13 protein-coding genes are annotated in these 14,216 nt (G+C 57.8%); 8 read left to right on the top strand and 5 right to left on the bottom strand.

Annotation, left to right across the window (positions count from 1 at the left end):
• Window positions 1-99 precede the first annotated feature (99 nt).
• The 4 genes from AC0NIE_RS27135 (at window position 100) to AC0NIE_RS27120 (ending at window position 4,686) form a co-directional block, all read left to right on the top strand.
• Complete coding sequence (locus AC0NIE_RS27135) at window positions 100-1,383, top strand: glycosyltransferase (protein ID WP_473489124.1); 1,284 nt, start codon at window positions 100-102, stop codon at window positions 1,381-1,383.
• A gap of 233 nt (window positions 1,384-1,616) precedes the next feature.
• Entirely contained in the window at window positions 1,617-2,600 is a 984-nt protein-coding gene (locus AC0NIE_RS27130; RefSeq protein WP_165848640.1) for a class I SAM-dependent methyltransferase, read from the top strand.
• Between the two features lie 30 nt (window positions 2,601-2,630).
• Complete coding sequence (locus tag AC0NIE_RS27125; protein ID WP_473489093.1) at window positions 2,631-3,590, top strand: glycosyltransferase family 2 protein; 960 nt, start codon at window positions 2,631-2,633, stop codon at window positions 3,588-3,590.
• Between the two features lie 40 nt (window positions 3,591-3,630).
• Window positions 3,631-4,686, top strand: coding sequence for a DUF707 domain-containing protein (locus tag AC0NIE_RS27120; RefSeq protein WP_473489092.1), 1,056 nt, complete (start codon window positions 3,631-3,633; stop codon window positions 4,684-4,686).
• On the opposite strand, the gene AC0NIE_RS27115 is transcribed toward AC0NIE_RS27120, so the two are convergent.
• From AC0NIE_RS27115 to rfbF, 5 genes are all read right to left on the bottom strand, one after another.
• Window positions 4,673-5,845: an acyltransferase family protein gene (locus AC0NIE_RS27115; protein WP_473489091.1), complete on the bottom strand. Its 1,173-nt coding sequence runs from the start codon at window positions 5,843-5,845 to the stop codon at window positions 4,673-4,675. The two genes, AC0NIE_RS27120 and AC0NIE_RS27115, sit on opposite strands and share 14 nt — an antisense overlap.
• Before the next feature lie 145 nt (window positions 5,846-5,990).
• Window positions 5,991-7,163, bottom strand: coding sequence for a class I SAM-dependent methyltransferase (locus tag AC0NIE_RS27110; RefSeq protein ID WP_473489090.1), 1,173 nt, complete (start codon window positions 7,161-7,163; stop codon window positions 5,991-5,993).
• A gap of 41 nt (window positions 7,164-7,204) precedes the next feature.
• Window positions 7,205-8,452 (bottom strand): class I SAM-dependent methyltransferase, encoded by a 1,248-nt coding sequence (locus tag AC0NIE_RS27105; RefSeq protein ID WP_474044576.1) that lies wholly within the window; start codon window positions 8,450-8,452, stop codon window positions 7,205-7,207.
• A gap of 25 nt (window positions 8,453-8,477) precedes the next feature.
• On the bottom strand, window positions 8,478-9,521 hold the full coding sequence (locus AC0NIE_RS27100) for an NAD-dependent epimerase/dehydratase family protein (protein ID WP_123149260.1): 1,044 nt from the start codon (window positions 9,519-9,521) through the stop codon (window positions 8,478-8,480).
• Complete coding sequence (gene rfbF / locus AC0NIE_RS27095; protein WP_077381112.1) at window positions 9,457-10,296, bottom strand: glucose-1-phosphate cytidylyltransferase; 840 nt, start codon at window positions 10,294-10,296, stop codon at window positions 9,457-9,459. Before rfbF ends, AC0NIE_RS27100 begins: the two co-directional genes overlap by 65 nt.
• A gap of 89 nt (window positions 10,297-10,385) precedes the next feature.
• On the opposite strand from rfbF, the gene AC0NIE_RS27090 reads away from it, so the two are divergent.
• The 4 genes from AC0NIE_RS27090 (at window position 10,386) to AC0NIE_RS27075 (ending at window position 14,208) form a co-directional block, all read left to right on the top strand.
• Window positions 10,386-10,823: a PIG-L family deacetylase gene (locus AC0NIE_RS27090; RefSeq protein WP_473489088.1), complete on the top strand. Its 438-nt coding sequence runs from the start codon at window positions 10,386-10,388 to the stop codon at window positions 10,821-10,823.
• Window positions 10,730-11,053, top strand: a complete 324-nt coding sequence (locus tag AC0NIE_RS27085; RefSeq protein ID WP_473489128.1) for a hypothetical protein — start codon at window positions 10,730-10,732, stop codon at window positions 11,051-11,053. Before AC0NIE_RS27090 ends, AC0NIE_RS27085 begins: the two co-directional genes overlap by 94 nt.
• 144 nt (window positions 11,054-11,197) lie before the next feature.
• Window positions 11,198-11,950: an FkbM family methyltransferase gene (locus AC0NIE_RS27080; RefSeq protein ID WP_473489087.1), complete on the top strand. Its 753-nt coding sequence runs from the start codon at window positions 11,198-11,200 to the stop codon at window positions 11,948-11,950.
• A 173-nt stretch (window positions 11,951-12,123) separates the two neighbouring features.
• Window positions 12,124-14,208, top strand: coding sequence for an oxidoreductase (locus AC0NIE_RS27075; protein WP_473489086.1), 2,085 nt, complete (start codon window positions 12,124-12,126; stop codon window positions 14,206-14,208).
• The last annotated feature ends 8 nt before the right edge of the window (window positions 14,209-14,216 follow it).

The following is a 14,216-nucleotide window of genomic DNA, read 5'->3' as shown; positions in this document are numbered from 1 at the left end:
GTCGCTGAGCATCCGGGCAACAAGAATTCCGGAAAAAGGGTGCCAACATTCCGTGAGGGGCAAAGCATGCGCCATGTGCGACAGCCGAAAGCAACCACTATGGTGGGCCGTGATGCCAAATATTTGCGATCCATCAGCAAGACGCCATTTGCCGCGATAGACCGCAACGCCCGCATCGCCGTCGTGCATGATTGGTGCCCCAACTTTCGGGGAGGGGAGCAGGTCCTTGCTCGGATCTGCAAGACTTTTCCGAGAGCCGAGGTCTTCACCCTCTTTGATTTTCTCCCGAAGGAAATCAAGGAAGAGTATTTTCCAGGCGTAATTTTCCACGTTTCCGGCATGAATCGACTTCCGTTCGTGGAAAAGTACTACAGGTCACTTTTCTTTCTCTGTCCGTTTATGATCGAACAATTTGATGTCACAGGTTATGACGCGGTAATTTCCTCTTCGGCCGCATTCTCTCGAGGCGTTCTGACTCGCCCAGACCAACTACACCTGTGCTATGTGCACAGTCCGGTGCGGTATGCGTGGGACGAACAATTCTCCTATCTGCAGCAAGCCGGCTTGGGATTTGGACCGAAAGGTCTTGCCTTTCGTTACATGCTTCACAGGCTGCGGACCTGGGACACCCGAACGGCACATGGTCCTGACCTGATGCTGGCAAACTCGAATTATGTCCGCTCTCGAATCGAACGGATTTACGGCCGCGACGCGCGGGTAGTCCATCCGCCCGTCGCCATCGAGGATCTTAAACTCGTCGTCAACAAGGATGACTACTATGTCACGGCCGCGTTCCACGCCCCGTATAAGCGTACGGATCTGATAATCGAGGCGTTCAGCAAAACGCCGTCGCGTCGCCTGGTTGTTGTAGGCGACGAAGTACAATCCAAGCATCTGCGATCGCTTGCCGGCTCCAACATAGTCTTCACCGGTTATCTGCCGCGGCATGAATACATCGAAAGAATCGCCAATGCTCGTGCGATGGTGTTCGCTGGATGCGAGGATTTCGGGATAACGCTTGCCGAGGCCCAGGCGTGCGGCACGCCATTGATCGCCTTCGGCCGCGGAGGTGCGCGTGACATTGTCCGGCCGCTTGGCGAGAGCGCCCATCCGACAGGTGTGCTCTTCGACCGTCAGGCCGTCGATTCCGTAGCTGGGGCCATCGATCTATTCGAGAAAAATGCGCTGTCCATTACGCCGCACGCCTGTCGCATGAACGCGACCCGGTTCTCCGAGGAAAGATTCGACCTGGCGATTCTCGACGCCCTCGGCCTGGCCCAGTCTGTCCAACTCGCTCGCGCAACCGAGTACAATGAACTCTTCGGAGCCGAGAGCTCGACGCGCGATATAACCGGTTCACTTATCGAGCCAATTCTACAATGAATTCATTTGACCTTCACATGGCAAGCAACAGCAAAGCGCTTCGGCCGGCCGCGTGTCCGTGCTGCTCGGCGCCCGTCAGCCGGTCAATCTACCGGGTCGAATCCATCCCGGTGCATAGCTGCGTCCTGCTTAATTCGGCCCAAGCAGCCCACGCCTTTCCCCGCCGCGACCTTGACCTCGCATTCTGCGAAGCATGCGGGTTCATATTCAACAAGGCCTTTGACGAAACGGTCATGGGCTATTCGACCAATTTTGAGGAATCCCAGCATTTTTCCAGCACCTTCAACAATTTCGCGAAGGGACTTGCACGCGAGATTGCACAAAAATGTGCGATAGCCGGCAAGCACGTGTTGGAGATCGGCTGCGGCAAGGGTGAATTTCTCCGCGAACTTTGCATATCGGGTGGCGCCACCGGGCTCGGCATCGATCCAGCTTATCGAGCCGACAAAGGCCGTAATGACGAGTACGGCGACGTCAAGATCATCGTCGATTTTTTCGGACCAGACTACCAGCATCTCCAGGCGGATACGGTCCTCTGTCGCCACACGCTCGAACACGTAAGCTCGGTTTCGAGTTTCGTGCGGCTGATCCGCAAGATGATCGGCAAAAGGACCCAGGATTGGGCCGTATTCGAAACGCCCGATGCAAAACGTGTGCTCGTCGAGAGCGCGTTCTGGGACATTTACTACGAGCATTGCTCCTATTTCAGTCCTGGCGCGCACGCGCGCCTGTTTCGCCAGGAAGGTTTCGACGTTACCGATCTGGAACTCGTCTATGACAACCAGTACATCGTTCAGTACGCCCGGCCGTCGGCAGGCCGGACGACACCGAGACTACCGCTCGAGCACGATCTGGAAGTGATGCACCGTTTGGCGGAAACCTTTCCCGCTCGCGTGCGAGCCGTTCAGAATTCCTGGCAGGAGCGCATTCGCGCCGCGCACGCCGCCGGCCGGCGGGTCGTCCTGTGGGGCGGCGGCTCCAAGGCAGTGTCGTTCCTGACGACCTTGCAGCTTGGAGACGAAGTCTGGGCAGCAGTCGACATCAACCCTTACAAGCAAGGCAAGTTTACGCCCGGAACCGGTCACCCGGTCATTGCGCCTAGCGACCTGTTGGACACTCCGCCTGACTTGGTCATCGTCATGAACCCGATATACCTGAATGAAGTGGCGCAATCCTTGAAAGCGCTGGACCTGCGACCCGAAATCGTCGCGGTCTGATCGCACTTTCGTTAAAGAAGAACCCGGAAAATGGAACGTTCCAAGTCGCCGCAAGTGTCCCTTGGTATGCCGGTTTACAACGGCGAGAATTTCGTTGCCGAGGCGATCCAGTCGATCCTTGAGCAGGACTTCGATGATTTCGAACTTGTCATCACCGACAATGCTTCGACAGATAGAACAGCCGATATATGTTTGGAATACGCGCGGCGGGACAAGCGCGTCCGCTATGTCCGAAACGCACGCAATTTAGGGGCCGCGGCCAATTTCAATCGAGCTTTCGAATTGAGCTCGGGCGAATATTTCAAATGGTGCGCGCACGATGACCTCTTGAGCAGTGGTTTCTTGACGGATTGCGTGCGTGCGCTTGACGCGAATGCCCGCCACGTCATTGCCTACCCGCGACTGCTGGGAATCGACGAGACCGGGCAGCTGACTTCCTATGTCGAAAGGGTGCTGCCGGACATGCAAGGATCGTCGCCCGCGTCCCGCTTCCGGTTGATGGTTGCTGCGCACGGATGGGATGCGGCGATGTTCGGCCTTTGGCGTCGGGATTCCTTAGTCAAAACGACATTGCACGAGCCCTACTACGGCTCCGACTGTGCGCTTCTGGCCGAGATGGCTCTTCTCGGGACGTTTGTTCACGCGCCCAACGCGATACTATACAGCCGCGACCATCCGACGCGCTCGGTGCGGTTGCCGAGCTCCGACCGATTGGCTTGGCAAAATCCTGGCGGCTCTAATGCGAATGCGTTTGAATTGTCGAGGCGGCTAAAACACCTCGTCGCGATTGCCTATCGGCACAGGCGCACAGCACCGATGGGTATGACACTGTTTCATCTGGTTGCATGGATCTTGGATCCGCTGCTCATCGCGAGATTTTGCCTGGAACTTGTGGGCGTTGTTTCTCCGAAGCTTCGTACCAAGCTCCGCGGCGCTGGGCTGGGAGCGCTGAAACGCATTCATGCCGTCTCAAACCGATCTCCTGGCTAGAAACGAGTGATCTGGTGCGGCGCCCGCCGGGAGGCTTTGCATGAACCTTCGCCAAGTCACGCCCGCGGCCGCAGCAGTGTCAGCCTTTCGAAAATTGCCGGAGGGCTCGGGCAAGAGAAATCTGGTGATCGTCCGGGCAGGGCGTAGCTCTTTGCATGCCGGCTGGACTGAGGGGACGGGCGAAGCCGACTTCGATCTTCTCGTCGCCGCCTACGAGCCTGGCGTCTCCCATGGACAGAACGATTTCAGCGTATTTCTGCCGGGGCGCAAGATCGCCGGGTATCATGCCTTGTTTCAATGCTACCCTGAAATTGTGACGCGGTATGATCTCATTGCATTGATCGACGATGACATCGAGGCGACAAAGTTCGACCTGAATCGTCTGTTCGCCATCGGCCGCCAATATAAACTTGATCTGTTTCAGCCAGCGCTGTCTTGGGACAGCTATTTCTCCTACGCAGCGACACTTGTCAGCGGCAAGCGATACGTGTTGCGATATACCAACACGGTCGAGATGATGTGTCCGGTGTTCAGCGCCAGGTGCCTGCAAACGGCGTTGAAATTATTCGGGCTTGGCTACGAGACGGGAATAGACCTTCTTTGGACCCGCCTGACTGACATGCCTTGGTTGCGTTACGCCATAGTTGACGATGTCGTTGTAAGACACACGCGGCCAGTCGGGACAACAAAGTCGCTTCAAGGTTTCGCCGCCAACGAGCGTTACGACGTACAGGTTGATGCCGTGCTGAAGAGGTTCGGCGCTGCGTTTCGCGGGTTCGTAACCTATGCAGCGGTTGACCGGCGCGGGCAGCTCATCCGGTCTCGCTTTCTGATCGGCCTTAACTCGCTGTCCCTTTGGCGGGCGCTGTCCAAGACGCCACTTAAATGGGCGCAGTTTATGCGCCGCTCGACCGACTATACGCGACACTGCTGGCTGAGGCCGGTCAACCTGCAACGGATCGACGTCGATGGAGTGGTAAAGTCAGGCCGTCAACCGCAAAAGGTGGGTCGCCGAATGCCACTGCCTGGATCTACCGAGCGTCCGTCCACCCGCTCATCCGGAAAATCGCAAGGTACTGGTTTCACGTCGTCTTAGATTGTGAGTCTGACTCTAAGGCATCTGGCCTTTGGACTTTCCGGGTAGTCCCCATCACAGCTTCCTCGGTAATGGCGCGCGGCTGCATGGGAGGCGGTGCCACAAACAGCCTGGCGAGGCGTTGGTAGATGCCGAGGTCACCAGCGAATGGACGCTCCAGCAGATGATAGGTTGCGAACCCCACGGCTACCGCCGCCGCCATGGTGGCGGGCGCGAGCAGGGCGCGAGCAGCGTCGTTCAACTCCAACCGATTGGCAACGGCGATGACCGCCGCGATAAAGAAATAGTGTGACAGATATATCGAATAACTTGCGTCACCCGCACGTTGCATCAGTGGAGAGCCGATCCTTGTCCCTGATTGCTCCAGCCCGACCACTCCCGCCACAATCAAGCCGGATGCGATGCCGAACCTCAGGAAGGTATCGGTCGGTGGCGAGACGGGGACGTCGCCGAAACCGATGACTTCCCCTCCAAAAGCGAGCCAAGAGACCCCGGCGGCGAGGCATACCCACCACCTCATGGGATTTCTGGCGGTGCGCGCCGAATCGTGGAAGTAGCTCGCCGCCAGCACTCCCAATACGAAATCCATCAGGATTGGCCGCGTATAGAAAAAAGCCGCGACCCCATAATCGGAAAGACCTCCAATGCTGTTTCCGATACCGGCAAGAGAGACGATAACAGCGGTGATCGCCATGAGCCTGGCGCGTTTGGGCAACAACAACGCGACTGCAAAAATGCTGTAAAAAAACATTTCGTAGTTCAAAGTCCAACCAAGGTAGTAAATAGGGTAAAGGCTATCTGGCGTTTTCTCAAACGGAATAAAAACTAGAGATTTTGCGATTTGAGAAACTTCTATTTGAGTGCTGTTTAAAACATCAGGCATGGTCGCGCTCAAAATCACTATAAGAATTGTGAAAAACGCGTACAGCGGGGCCACCCTAAGGATACGCTTCCTGTAGAATTGAATGGGCCGTATATTTTTATTTTGTGTCGTGCGGACCATGATGAATCCACTTATGACGAAAAATAGGTCCACACCTCCGTATCCAAAACTCCTGAGCCAATGCGGAAGGACGTCGGTCACGATCAGTTCCTGGGTATGAACCCAGACCACCAAAGTCGCGGCGATCGCCCGCATGACCTGAACATTGAAAACCATACCGGAAGGATTCCCGACTTCAACGTGGGCTTGGGCTCCGCATTTTCCTCTCGTCGCTGCCTACAAAGCGGGCGCTCCAGTCAACCTCGACCGGATCGACATCGGTGGGATCACAGACGCAAAGCGCAAGCCGCAGATCGCCGAATTATGCCACAATGATCTCCGCTGAGAGACCGAGCTTGCAGGCGGCCTGGGCAACTTCGTCTCGATAGAGCGGATTCATCACGACGATAGACTGCAGGGGCTTGCCGCGCAGGCTCTCGGGAGCAACCACCGGTGTCCCGGTGCCAGGAGCAAAGCGCCCCTGCTTGTGCGGGTTGACGTCGACCAGCGCCCCAATCCGCGCCCCTTCAGGAACGATGTTGACGAATGTAATGCCCTTTGATCCCGCACCCCAGACAACGGTCTGCTCCGGGTCTCGTGTTGCAAGGTAGCTGCGCCACCAGGCGACCTTGTCGCGATAGGTTCGGTCGAATCGGTGGACGAGCGCATCGATCTTGTCAGATTTTGAATACGGGGCCATCATCCGGGGTTCGCTAGGCTTTGCTTCGATGAAGAGGTACTGGTCACCGAACGACGCGCCCTGGTTAAGCACCTCGAATCCTGCTGTCTCCATCGCCACCCGCAGTGAGTGCGGCGTGAAGTAGGATACATGCTCGTAGATCAGATCCCAGATCCCCATGTCGCGCAATGTATAGAGGGCATTAGGCACTTCGATGTAAAATACGGTGCTCGGCTCAACGCCTGGATGGGAGCGAAGCCCATGCAGGAAGGCGATCGGGCTGGCTATGTGCTCCAGGACGTGACGGCAGGAGACGAAGTCAGGCTTGACGTCCGGATAGGCATCGCCGAACCAGTCATTGATGAACTCGACGCCGGCGACGTCGTCGCCCCGATTGTCTTCGAAGCTCCTGTCGAAACCAATGCCTCTGGCGCCGCTGGTTGAGCAAAGCCGTTTGAGGAAATCACCCTTGCCGCAACCGATATCGACGACCAATTTTCCGTCAATCGCGTAGGCTGTGGACAGGCGACCCGCGAGATCCTCGACAAAGGCCACGAAGCGCGGCGAGAAATGCAGGGAGTTCTCGTAATTCTGCGTATAGCCGATCCGACCATCTTCGAACGCCGCGTTGAAGAAATGTTCACAATTGCGGCAAAACGCGAGGACGAATTGGCCAGTCGGCGCAGCAGCGGCCGACTCTGCGTCAGGGTGCAGGGAATTGCACGAAAATGGGATGGCGTCCAATGATACCGAATGCAGCAGATCCTTGCACCGACAGACCGGACAATCGCTGCGAAGACGCATCGAATTCGTCACCGGTTCATGCGCCTCGCAGGCAGCGCTTTGGACTTGCACGGTCACACGATCCGCGGGGTCGGCACGGGGACGATGAATTTTCCGCCCCTGGCTCGATATTCAGCCTGTTGTTCCATGATTTCATCGAGGAAGTTCCAGGCAAGCACCAGAACATAGTCAGGTTGCGCCTCCAACAGAGCTTCCGTAGAACGGATCGGAATTTTCTGACCGGGCATGTGCTTGCCCTGCTTGTGGGTGTTGCGGTCTACGACGAAGTCGACGAGGTCGCGTCCGATGCCGACCGTATTGATCAAGGTAGCGCCTTTGGCTGCTGCTCCATAGGCAGCAATTGAGGCGCCGCTGGCTTTCAGCCGGTGTAGCAATGTGGAGAGCTCGACTTTCAATTTGTCGACCGTCGCGGAAAAATCGAGATAGTAATCAATGGCGTCAATCCCTCGTGCTCTTTCATGAGCGATCTGGTTGGTGACGCTCGCTCCGACATGTTCCCGCATTTCGACATACAGGCGAAGTGAGCCGCCATGAATCGACAAGTGTTTTACCTCGTTGAGATAAAGGCCATGCCGTCGAAACAGCTTGTCCAATGCCGTCACTGAAAAATAGCAGAGGTGCTCGTGGTAGATCGTGTCGAATTCGCAATGGTCGATCATTGGTTCGACATATGGCGCCTCGATCACCGCAACGCCGTCGTCCTTGAGCAACCGCGCAATGCCTGCAACAAAACCATTGGTGTCGGCCACGTGGGCGAGAACGTTGTTTGCGTGAATGACGTCGGCCCGCATCTTCTGTTGGCGAAGCTTCTCCGCCAGTTCACGGGAAAAAAAGGCCAGGCGTGTCGGCACGCCTATTTTCTCCGCAGCGGCGGCAGGTCCTTCGGCGGGGTCGATGCCGAGTACTGGTATGCCCGCCTCGACATAGTTCTTCAGGAGATAGCCGTCGTTACTCGCCAACTCGATCACAAAGCTGTTGGCATCCAAGTTACGACGCTCGATCAAGTCACGCGCATTGTCTCGGGAATGCCTCAGCAGCGCTTGCGAGAACGAGGAGTAATAAGGGTAAGCATCGGCAAACAGAATTCTCGGGTTAACCGTCTCCGTGATCTGTACCAAACTGCAATCACAACAGAAGGCGACGTTGAGTGGGAAGGCCGGCTCTTCCTGGTCATCGTCGACGCTCACGGGAAGCCGATCGGCAAGTGGCGTCGTGCCGAGCTTCAGGAACGTGTCGATATGACTCCCGCCGCAGGAGCGGCAAACCTGCTCGGTTACAGATGCTGCACCAGCAATCATCATGGCCATGGCTCCCGGCTGTGTTTGCTCAAACCGCTACCGCAAACTGCGGCATGCGGCGCAGATCGGTATCCAGTTCGCCATCTTGGATCAGCTTCTGCACATGGGCGATGCGCTTGAATCGCTCGCCCTCGAAATCCCCAAGTGCAAGGCCTGCTGCGCGAAATGTGTAATAGAGCTGTTCGATACCGCGCCGCGCCGTCCATTGCGGCTTAAAACCGTGCAGGCGGCGACCAATATAGGTGCAGTCGACGCGATAGCACCGCTTGTCTGGCCCGGCGTCGGGCGCGAACTTCACGCGGCTGTCGGGAACGATCGTTTGCACCAACTCCGCGATCTCCCGAATCTGATAGTTTTCCGTGGTCAAGCCGACATTGAATGCCTCGTTGTGGACCAGCTCTCGCTCGGCTTCGAGTACGGCAATATAGGCCAGCGAAATGTCCTCAACATGGACGATTGGACGCCATGGCGAGCCGTCGCTCTTGAGATAGACCAGGCCGGTCGTGTAGGCCCAGGCGGTCAGGTTGTTGACGACGAGATCGAAGCGGATGCGAGGCGACAGGCCGTAGGCAGTGGAAGCACGCAGGAATGTCGGGCTGAACGATTGATCCGCCATCGGCGCGACCGCTCGCTCCACATTTGCCTTTGAGGCGCCGTAAGGCGTCACCGGGTTGAAGGGAGCATCTTCAGTTAGAAAGCTGTCGCCGGCCGCGCCGTAATTGCTGCAAGAGGAGGCATATAGGAACCGCTGGACACCGGCGGCCTTGGCGAGCTGCGCAAGCCTGACCGAAGCGCCGCAGTTGATCTCTTCGGTAAGGAGGGGTCGGTAGTCCCCCAACGGATCGTTTGAAAGTCCTGCGAGATGGATGATCGCGTCGAAGCCGGCGACGTCGTCGATTTCGATGTCACGGATGTCTTTCTCGATCGTCGGCACTTCGGCCAACGTCCCTACGAAAGTGCATGACCGGAAGATGTCGCTGTCTAGTCCCGTGACGTGATGGCCGCGTTCAAGCAGCATCGGAGTCAGGACGGAACCGATGTAGCCGAGGTGGCCTGTAACCAGAACTTTCATCGATCAATTCCCATGTTTTCCAGGGCGCCTGCCCGCTGTCCCACAATTTCTGAAGGAGATGCTTTTCGCGGATGGTGTCCATGCATTGCCAGAAGGATTCGTGGCGATATGCCATCAGTTGGCCGTCGGTTGCGAGCCGTTGCATTGGCGCGTGTTCGAACATGACGTCGTCGCCATCGATATAGTCCTTTATGCCCGGCTCGAGCACGAAGAAGGCGCCATTGATCCAACCCTCTGAGGCCTGTGGTTTTTCTGTGAAGTCGACAACGCGATGGCCATCGAATTCGATGTGCCCGTAGCGTGCCGGCGGACGCACCGCCGTCATCGTTGCAAGCTTGCCATGCGATTTGTGGAAGGCGATCAGTTTATCAAGGTTGACATCCGAAACGCCATCGCCCCAGGTGAGCATGAATGTCTCGTCGCCCATCCAGTCGATCAGGCGTTTTATGCGGCCGCCCGTCAGCGTATTCAGCCCCGTCTCCACAAGATCGACGGACCAATCAGGCAGCGAGTTCGAGTGGCGCTTGACGCTTCCCGATGCGGCATTGACAGTCAAGCTGCCATCGAATGCTACATAGTCACTGAACCAGCGTTTGATGTATTCGCCCTTGTATCCCAACGCGACAGCGAACTCGCGGTGGCCGTATGCATAGTAATGCATCATAATATGCCAGAGGATCGGCTTTGCTCCGATCTCGACCATTGGTTTCGGCCGGATTTCGGTTTCTTCCGCCAGCCGTGTTCCCAATCCGCCAGCCAGAATTCCTACCTTCATTGTTTTCTCACCCCAATCGCCTACAGTGTTTTGCTACCATGCGCAGGTCGGGTTGAACCACACCGAAGAAGGGATGATCGGAACCATCGATGCATGACGTCAGGCATACGATTGGCGCTATGCTCGATACAGCGATGCGTAAGCGGTCTCATCCATTCGACGTAGCAGACTGGCAGGCGTCGGCTGTCATCATTGCACCCCATCCCGATGATGAGACGTTGGGATGTGGAGGGGTCGCCAGCAAGAAGTTCAGCTCGGGCGCCGATATCCGGTTTATTTTCGTTACCGATGGTTCGGCATCCCATTCAAATCGGCTTGATATGGAGGCCCAGCGGATCACCGGTGAGGACGAAGCGATCGAGGCGGTTTGCCGGTTGGGCGGATCTGCCGATCGGAGTGGGGAAAAGGGGCAGGCCGACCACGCAAAGGCCTGTTGGTGCGCAATCCCGGCGACTTCAGGTCAAACTGGGAGCAGCAGGAAATCACCTCGCGTGGCTCCCTCAACAGTCTTTCGGTGGCCGATATGAATGACGATGGCCGGCCGGACCTCATCATGGCAATCTGGACGGGCGGTTCGTCGAGCAACTGGTCGGCGAAGGTTTGGAGAACCATCTCGGCGCCCGCGCGGTCGACCCTCGACGACGACGGCGATCGCGAGTTCGTTTCAATTGGGTGGGATCCTCCCAAGGATATCCATGTCTGGCGCAACGATCCCACCGTTCCATTGGACCGAAAGGCCGGCAGATACCCAGAATGAGACAATCGGAGTAGCGATCAGCCGGAGGAAGTAGGAGGCGGCCAACCGTTGTCGGGCTCGATCCCGGGTGCACAATCTGTCACCTTCGCGGCGAGCGGCACGGCTGGCCCGCGTCCCGAGGCGTCGCAGATTGGGGAAGAGCGCGTGAGATTGACGGCAAAGTTCCTCGGCGTGTTCTGCGACGCGCGCGTCATAGCCAAGGGAGAGGCTGCCGGTCTCAAGCTCGTGGCGCAGAGCGCCGACCCGAACTTTGTTCGCGGCACGTACGAGCCGCCCATCCAACAGGCGATCGCGGCAAACCTGGCGCCCGGCGACGCCTTTTTCGACATCGGCGCGAATATAGGTTTCTTCTGTCTCATCGCCGCGCGCCGCGTCGGGCCGCGCGGCCAGGTCTATGCGTTCGAACCTGTCCCCCGCAACGCCGCCGCTGTCGCAGAAAGTGCGCGGCTCAGTGGGTTCGACACGATACGGGTGTTCGCCGAAGCCGCGGGCGCGACAACCGGTCGTGGCCAGCTTCTGCTCGCCCATCACATCGGCGGCGCCACACTTGCCTCGGCGGGAGCACCGCCGGACATGAATGGCCGCCTGGAAGTCAGCATAGTCACTATCGACGATGCCATCGCCCACCGAGGCCTCAGGCCGCCCTCGCTGGTCAAGATCGACGTGGAAGGCGCCGAAATCGACGTCCTGGGCGGTATGACGGAAACGCTGCGGAGGCACCGTCCGAAGGTGATTTATGAGGTCGACGATGCATCACGCGAGGGGCTCGACCGCAAGGCCCGAAAGATCGCGGAACTCCTGACTGCTGCAGGCTACGCATTGAAACCGCTGCCAGCCTCCTATGGCAATGGAGGATGGCGGGTCGAACACGTCCTGGCGCAGCCGGTGGGCGCCTAAGAACTATATTTGCGGCGCTATCGAAGGGAATCTCATGCAAGGACAGCAAGCGTGATCAAACGGGAAAAGCGAGACGGTGCGCGACTTCTGCCCGGGGCTGCGACACGTCATCGATGCCTTGAAGAACCTCGTACGATTCTCGCGCAGTCCATGACGACGTGAGGAGGGTCTAGTTGTTGCACCGTCATGACTGGGCAGAAACTGCTGAAGAGGCTGGGTCCGGCGTTGCCCGGCCGGAGGTTCTTGTCGCAGACAATTTTCAAGACGAACGCGCCCGCGGTGCGGTAATTGGCACCTTGGCAGTTAAGGGAGGTGTCAGGCGAGGACGCGACATCGAACGTCAGATCGCGATCGATCACGGCGCACTTCGTTTCCAGCCGCTCGTCAAGCCAGGCTGGGGCCGGCAAGGGATCTCCTATGGTCCCTTTCAGCGAGAGGCTGGTCTGGTCCTATTGGTCTCGATCACCAACGGCCACAACACATCGCAGGGATCGCCATTGCCTGAAGACCTCGCCAGGCGAGTCTACCGTTGGCTGCGAGGACCCGGCATTGACCCATGGCCCGGCCGTCTGGTTTCCCTGATGCGTGCGCCACGAAAGAGGCTCACCCTTCGCCGTTTTTGGTGGTGGACGCTTAGCACCTCCAGGACCTACCGGGGATCGAACATCGACGAGAACCTGGCTGTCGGTTGGTTCCCCAGTGAGGCGCCGATTAATCCCGTGGAAGAGGGCTGCGGCTTTGTCGTGCATGCCGCCGAAGGCGAAAACGGCGAGTTGTGGGCTCGTGTAGGAAAGCAATGCCTTAGTGCGTTTCGGCGCCTAAAGAACGTTCATGTCTATTACGTCGTGGCGTTGCGAGAGCAGGGCGCTATCTATTATGCGGCCGCCGACCAAAAAGCTCACGGTCTTGCCGCTTTTCCGATGATGCGTCCGATCGCGATCGATCCTTTCAACAAGGACGAAAAGCTGTTTGCGGGTGTTCATCAGTCGGCACTTGGCCAGATCGGGTTTCGGGTCGACACACGCGTCCAAGCGCTTCAAGTCGGGCGGATACCTGAATTTTCGACGCTGTTTGGCACCGCCCACGCTGCCGATGCACTCGTTGAAGGCTGGCCGGGGCAAATCGCTGCGATCGGGGGGCGGTGGCATTTTTCGCAGGACGCTGGCGGTAACCTATCCGTCGTCGATCCTGGTCGCCCTTCAGGATTGATCCACGGACTGCTGGAAATTGGCGCCGTCTCGGATGTGTGTGGTCTCGTCTTTCGGTTTCGGGACAAGGACAATTTCTGGGTGCTGAAACTGTCGACGCTCGGATGGACCTTGGTGCGCAAGCAATCGGGCAAAGAGATTGCGATCGTGACCGGTACGGAACACGCTTTGCGCAAGTGTACTACCCATTCGGTCCAGATTCTTGACTGGAACGGTCAGGTGAGCTGCTTTCTGGACGGGTTTCGCCTTTTCGAAGCGTCTGTCGAGGCCGATTCAGTCGAGAACGCTACCGGAGTAGGTATATGGAAAAGCTTCGACAGCGAGCCGCGCTGGCATAATTTCGAGGCTCATCCTTGCGAAGTTCCCATCCCATTAATGGCGCCTCTGGGGGCACCTTGGAAGCAACTCGGAGCAAGCCTGTCCTACGCCGACGGCTTTACCGGTACTGCCGGCGAACTAGATCGCCGCACGTCGGAGCTGGGCGGCGGGCAATGGGCCAGAACACTGGGCACCGGGGTCATCGACGTCGACGGGCTGGGCAGCGCCCGTGTGCGCGCGAGCGTAGACACGCCGAACCCGGGTCGAACATTCTATTCGCTGCCATGGGACCTACCGGGATTCGCCGATCTCGAGGTCACAATCGAGCCTCCTGGGGAGCGCCGAGGACAAGATCAGCGCGGCCGGGCAGGACTGCTTTTCTGGCAAGACAGCGACAACTACGTTTGTGTCACGACTTGGCTCGACGACGTCTACCACGGTGCTTCGATTTCGGTGTTCATCAAGCGGCTCGGCTTTGAGGAACTTTATGACGCGGTTTGGACCAATGTGGCGGACAAGGTCGTTTGGGGAAAACGTTTTCGCATGCGCGTTGCATTCGACGGAAATCGGTTTGCAATCTTGATCGACGACGAACTGGTGATGCAGCGAAGCCTCACCGACATCTATCCCGATGATGCCGCCCTTCAAATTTTGCGGGTCGGACTCGCCGTCAACTGGGAGTGGGGAGATGACACGGGCTCGGTGTTCACGTCGTTCAAGGCCCGGCGCTGAGCGAAAGA

The organism is Mesorhizobium sp. WSM4842 (genome assembly GCF_055901575.1).
Note: the sequence above shows the minus strand (reverse complement) of the source record. Positions and strands in the feature narration are given on the sequence as shown.